A 6,175-nucleotide genomic window follows, 5' to 3' on the forward strand; every position below is an offset into this window, starting at 1 on the left:
ATTTCGCTTTTAAAATGTTATTCTACAGTAACGGATTTTGCTAAATTCCTAGGTTGATCGACATTACAACCTCTTAAAACCGCAATATGATACGACAATAATTGTAACGGAATTGTAGTTAATAATGGTGTAAACGGTTCGTTTGTTTCTGGAATTTCGATAACGTGGTCTGCTAAAGCTTTTACTTGTGTATCTCCTTTAGTAACTACGGCAATAATTTTTCCGCTTCTTGATTTTATTTCTTGAATATTACTTACCACTTTATCATAATGCCCTTTGTTTGGAGCAATTACAATTACTGGCATAGATTCATCAATCAAAGCAATTGGTCCGTGCTTCATTTCTGCTGCAGGATACCCTTCTGCATGGATATATGAAATTTCTTTTAATTTTAATGCACCTTCTAAAGCTACTGGGAAGTTATAACCTCTACCCAAGTACAAACAATTGGTTGCATCTTTGTAAATTTCGGCAATTTGTTTAGCAACATCATTTGTTAATAAAGCTTCTTGCACTTTCTCAGGCATTAATTCTAATTCCAATAAATAACGTTGGTAATCCGAATTGCTCATTGTACCTTTTGCTTTTGCCAAACGTAATGCTAACAAAGTAAGAATAGTAATTTGCGTAGTAAATGCTTTTGTAGAAGCTACTCCAATTTCTGGACCTGCGTGTGTATAAGCACCTGCATGCGTTTCGCGAGAAATTGACGAACCTACCACATTACAAACTCCGAATACAAAAGCTCCATTTTCTTTTGCTAGTTTGATTGCTGCTAAAGTATCCGCCGTTTCACCTGATTGTGAAATTGCGATGACAACATCGTCTTTATTAATGATTGGATTTCTGTATCTAAATTCAGATGCGTATTCTACTTCTACTGGAATTCTTGAAAATTCTTCGATAATATATTCTGCAACTAATCCTGCGTGCCATGAAGTTCCACAAGCAACAATTAGGATTCGTTTTGCGTTTAAGAATTTTTCTAAATTATCTTCAACACCTGACATTTGGATAATTCCTTTGTTTGCCAAAAGTCTTCCTCTATAAGTATCTTTGATTACACTTGGTTGTTCATAGATTTCTTTCATCATGAAATGATCATAACCGCCTTTTTCAATTTGCTCCAAGTTTAATTGAAGTTCTTGAATGTAAGGATCAACCAATGAATCGTCTTTGATTTTTCTAACTTTTAATGGTTTGTGTAAACGCACAATTGCCATTTCTTCATCTTCTAAATAAATAGCGTTTGAAGTATATTCGATAAATGGAGTTGCATCAGATGCGATGAAAAACTCGTCTTCACCAATTCCAATTGCTAATGGACTTCCTAGACGAGCTACAATAATTTCGTCTGGCTTTTCAACATCAATTACCGCAATCGCATAAGCACCAATAACTTGGTTTAATGCAACTTGAACTGCTTTTCCTAGTTTACAGTTCTCTTTTTTCTTAACTTCTTCAATCAAGTTTACCAATACTTCTGTATCAGTATCCGATTTAAAAGTGTAACCTCTTTTGATTAATTCTTGTTTTAATGGCTCATAATTTTCAATGATTCCATTATGAATAATCACTAATTTCCCCGAATTAGAGAAATGTGGATGTGAATTTACATCATTAGGAACTCCGTGAGTTGCCCAACGTGTGTGTCCCATTCCTATTTTACCAACAGTCGTTTTCTCGCTTTCCGCTTTAGCTTCAAGGTCAGAAACTTTTCCTTTGGTTTTTGATAATTTTAAATCTTTTCCGTCATATAAAACAATACCGGCACTATCGTAACCTCTATATTCTAATCTGTGCAAACCCTTAATAATAACTGGATAAGCATCTCTATGACCAATATAACCTACAATTCCACACATATACTATTCGTTATTAGGTTTAGTGAAATAAATACTCAATTTAAGTTTTTTGTCTTCATCATCAGGCGCCACATTATTTCCGTATAAAACAGTTCCTAATGGATTTAATATTGAAGCTAAAGGCAACTTTCCTAAACGATTTTCAATTCTATTAATAAAATTACTGTAAGACGAAATACCAATTGATTCAGTCACCGAAATCCCAAGTTTTATATTGTTCAAATAATCTCCGTTTGCATCTAACTTTAAAACTCTTTTAATATGCTCTGTAATTCTTACCGTATACTTTATACCTTTTTTATCTCCTGTTGTTTCTCGTTCTATAATACCCCCAAAAACAAATTTATTGTTTTTTAAATTCGCCGCTGTAGAAGAATCAAAAGTATAATCTAAAAGTACAGAATTATTAGTTGCATCATAAATAAATATCCTCTCCGGTTCACTTGAACCAGGAACTCCTTGCATAGCAACCTTGTCAACATAAAATGTTAACTTTGCATCATTTATTAACCATTTATTATTAGAAATATTATTTCTCAAATCATCTAATTCACCATTAGCAAATAAGTCAACAAATGCAATTGAACCATTATCTCCACCTTTAATGTATAATTTCTCACTTCCAACAATCTCATTAGAATCATCTAATCCTGCTAAATAATCTGAAGAAGCCGTGTGATTTAGAAAATTTACACTATTATTTCTTAAAGTTGTAGACGCATTATACCCCATTTTCAAAGAAAACTCCTTTCTTGTTCTATCTGGATTTGGATTTCCTGTCGTGGGTGTAACAGAAGATTTATAAATAATCTTAAATTCTGCTTTTGAAAAATCTAAAATTGCTAGAGCTCCTTGATTAGGAGTAATTTCCTCCACTTCAAACAACAGACCTCTAAAATAATTTTTAAAAATATTATTATTAAACAAATTTCCCGAGGAAGTTGCGTCTAAAATTTTTTGTTGAAAAAAGGTGTTTTTCAAATCCAACCAAATTCCTGGAGTTTTTCGCTCCTTTATAACTCTTAAAGAAACATCATTTTGATTTGACAAGACTTCACCATTTGCATCTATATACAAGCCAGCACCATCTGTTTTATAAATATACAGTTCTTTTTTACTAAAATAAAACTCATCGTTTTGAGCTATATTTGTACTATTATTTAAAAGCTCTGTTCCTTTAAAGGGATCTATCAAATTTTTTTCATCACTGTAATACTTTTGAGCAGATTCCAAATTATCTGTCGGATCATAATCTCTTAAATAATAACCATTCTCTAAAACGCTTAATTTGAATTTTCCTGTTTCTGGATTTCCATAAATAGAATCCAATTCATAAATACGCTCTCCACTTGTTTCAGTTGATTTGAGTTGACTAAAATAAGGCACGTATAAATATACTGAATCAATAACCGGATTATAACCAAATGAAGGATTCTCAGTTCCTAGTTCAACCTGCGTAACAAAATGAGCTTTTGTAAGTCCAAATTTTGGATTATTATAAATACCAAGCGCATTTAATGGCAAATTATTTGTCTGTACTGCACCTGTTTCTATTGAATAAGCCACAAGTGAAACTTCTTCATTTACTAAATCAAAATGATCATTTCCAATTACATCTGAATCTAAGGAATTAAAATCCTTATCACATGAAATTAATACAATAAATAGAAATAATAGAGAGGATATCTTAAAAAAACTTTTTTTCATAACGGTAAAACCCTTTTATAATACGTGATTTTTAATAAACGAAGTATATACTTCTTTAATTGTGTCTTTAGAGGCGAAAGGTAAAAAAGGTTTGTTTGAACTTTCTATAAATTTTGTTAAAGTTGGAGACAACACTTCAGAACCCGCTACTACTGCATCTGAGTGAGCAATAGAAACTTTCATTAAGTTTTCGAAAGTTGGCGAAGCTAAATCTGAAACCGCTTCTTTTTCAATATTATCAAACAATACTTTATTGATAAATTCCTTGTCTAATTCTCCTTCAAATCCTTGCTCATAAACCGAAGAAATAATTTTTGTTTCTGCAAAAATACCTTCATCTTTATAATAATGCTTTAAGTAAACTGGCAACATAGCTGCCATCCAACCATGAACATGAATTACATCTGGAACCCAATTTAATTTCTTAACCGTTTCAACTACTCCTTTTGCGAAGAAAATAGCTCTTTCGTCATTATCTGGATATAAAACACCTTCTTCATCTGAAAAAGTTGCTTTTCTTTTGAAATATTCGTCGTTATCTATAAAATAAACCTGAATTCGCTCTTTAGGAATTGAAGCTACTTTAATAATTAGAGGCATATCCATATCATTTACCACCAAATTCATTCCTGATAAACGAATAACTTCGTGTAATTGATGTCTTCTTTCGTTAATATTACCGTATCTAGGCATAAAAATTCGTATCTGTCCGCCTAAATCATTAATCATTTTTGGCATTTCATACGATTGCAACGACACTTCATTTTCAGCTAAATAAGGCACCACTTCAGATGATACATACAATATCCTCTTGTCTTCCATAATGTATTCTAGTTAATTAATGTTTTAAAAAACCTTGCAAAATTACAAAATTTTATGGATTTATCTACTAAAATAGTAAGTTTGCACCTGAAATAACAAAGTAGAAAATGCTCATTTTTAACAAAAAGTCCGATTTAAGCGCTTTTTTAAGCCCATTAATCAAACAAAATAAATCCATTGGATTTGTTCCTACAATGGGAGCATTACATCAAGGACACTTATCATTACTGAAAAATTCACTTAATGAAAACAATGTAACAGTAATGAGTATTTTTGTAAATCCAACACAATTTAACAACGCTGAAGATTTAGATAAATATCCTAGAACATTAGAGCGCGATGTACAAATCATGCAAGATTTAAGCGATAACATCATCGTTTATGCCCCAGAAGTAGCCGATATTTATGAAGGAAATACGATTTCAGAAAATTTTGATTACGATGGTTTAGAAAATCAAATGGAAGGAAAACACCGACCAGGACATTTTGATGGCGTAGGAACTATTGTGAAACGTCTTTTCGAAATTGTTCAACCGAACAAAGCTTATTTTGGTGAGAAAGATTTTCAACAACTGCAAATTGTAAAAAAATTAGTTTTAAAACATAACATTCCAGTTGAAGTTATTGGTTGCCCAATACATAGAGAAGCAAATGGATTGGCTATGAGTTCACGAAACGAACGTCTTTCCGAATCTGCACGAGAAAAAGCGGCAATTATTTATCAAATATTAAATTTGGCAAAAGAAATTTTCAAAACGAATTCAGCCGAAGAAACGATAAAATTTGTAGAAAACGAATTCAAAAAATATCCCGAATTTGAATTAGAATATTTTGAAATCGCCGATGAAGCAACACTTTTACCAGTTTCTGAAAAAGAATCCAACAAAAAATATCGCGGATTTATTGCCATTTTCATTGAGAATATCAGATTAATTGATAATATTTCACTAAATTAATTACCTTTGCATCATGCAAATTCAAGTAGTAAAATCGAAAATTCATAGAGTAACCGTAACGGGTGCCGATTTGAATTATATAGGAAGTATCACCATCGACGAAGCACTAATGGAAGCTTCTAACATTATTGAAGGTGAAAAAGTACAAATCGTTAACATTAACAATGGAGAACGATTAGAAACGTATGCCATCAAAGGACCAAGAAATACAGGCGAAATCACATTAAACGGACCTGCAGCTCGTAAAGTGCACCGTGGTGATATCGTTATCATCATTTCTTACGGAATTATGGACTTTGAAGAGGCTAAAAAGTTCAAACCTACTTTAGTTTTTCCTAACGAGAAAGATAATTCTTTAACCTAGTTTGAAAGCTAGTATTCGAAAATTTTTAAGTCTAACTATCCCACTTTTTATTGGGTTAGGCATAATTTATTATCAATACTCCACACTTACACCCGAAGAATTAGAAAAAATTAAAATCAGTTTTATAAAAGCTGATTATTTCTACATTTATTTATCCCTTTTTATAGCGCTTTTCGGATTTTGGTCAAGAGCCTACCGCTGGAAATTTGCTTTACAACACTTAGGATATCATACTAAATTTCACAACGATTTTTTTACAGTTTGTGTTTCCTATTTGGTCAATTTAACCATTCCTCGCTCTGGTGAAGTATCAAGAGCCGCTTTGTTGAAAAAATATGAAGATGTCCCTTTCGATAAAGCATTTGGAACAATAGTAGCCGAACGAATTGTAGACATGTTGATTTTTTTACTTTTTGTAACTATTGGTTTTGTTTTGCAATTTGACACCATTTACCAATACC

General features: G+C 31.9%; 6 protein-coding genes. 3 read left to right on the forward strand and 3 right to left on the reverse strand.

The features are described 5' to 3' along the window. Positions 1-17: 17 nt before the first annotated feature. Genes glmS through L6Q46_RS02025 form a run of 3 tightly spaced genes read right to left on the reverse strand, consistent with a single transcriptional unit; the run spans position 18 to position 4,394 of the window. Entirely contained in the window at positions 18-1,865 is a 1,848-nt protein-coding gene (gene glmS / locus L6Q46_RS02015) for a glutamine--fructose-6-phosphate transaminase (isomerizing) (protein ID WP_291282882.1), read from the reverse strand. A 3-nt stretch (positions 1,866-1,868) separates the two neighbouring features. Beyond that, on the reverse strand, positions 1,869-3,572 hold the full coding sequence (locus L6Q46_RS02020; protein WP_291282883.1) for a DUF4270 domain-containing protein: 1,704 nt from the start codon (positions 3,570-3,572) through the stop codon (positions 1,869-1,871). A 15-nt stretch (positions 3,573-3,587) separates the two neighbouring features. Further along, a complete protein-coding gene (locus L6Q46_RS02025) occupies positions 3,588-4,394 on the reverse strand; it encodes a glycogen/starch synthase (RefSeq protein ID WP_111566309.1) in 807 nt (268 codons plus the stop codon). Positions 4,395-4,501: 107 nt separating this feature from the next. On the opposite strand from L6Q46_RS02025, the gene panC reads away from it, so the two are divergent. The 3 genes from panC to L6Q46_RS02040 form a co-directional block, all read left to right on the forward strand. Next, on the forward strand, positions 4,502-5,350 hold the full coding sequence (gene panC, locus L6Q46_RS02030) for a pantoate--beta-alanine ligase (protein ID WP_291282884.1): 849 nt from the start codon (positions 4,502-4,504) through the stop codon (positions 5,348-5,350). A 13-nt stretch (positions 5,351-5,363) separates the two neighbouring features. Continuing rightward, positions 5,364-5,714 carry an aspartate 1-decarboxylase gene (gene panD / locus L6Q46_RS02035; RefSeq protein WP_008255780.1) on the forward strand — a complete coding sequence of 117 codons (351 nt, stop codon included), beginning with the start codon at positions 5,364-5,366 and terminating at the stop codon, positions 5,712-5,714. A gap of 1 nt (position 5,715) precedes the next feature. Next, positions 5,716-6,175, forward strand: a 460-nt coding sequence (locus L6Q46_RS02040) for a lysylphosphatidylglycerol synthase transmembrane domain-containing protein (RefSeq protein WP_291282885.1), incomplete at its 3' end; no start/stop codon positions are given.

Source organism: Flavobacterium sp. (assembly GCF_023151265.1).
GTDB lineage: Bacteria > Bacteroidota > Bacteroidia > Flavobacteriales > Flavobacteriaceae > Flavobacterium.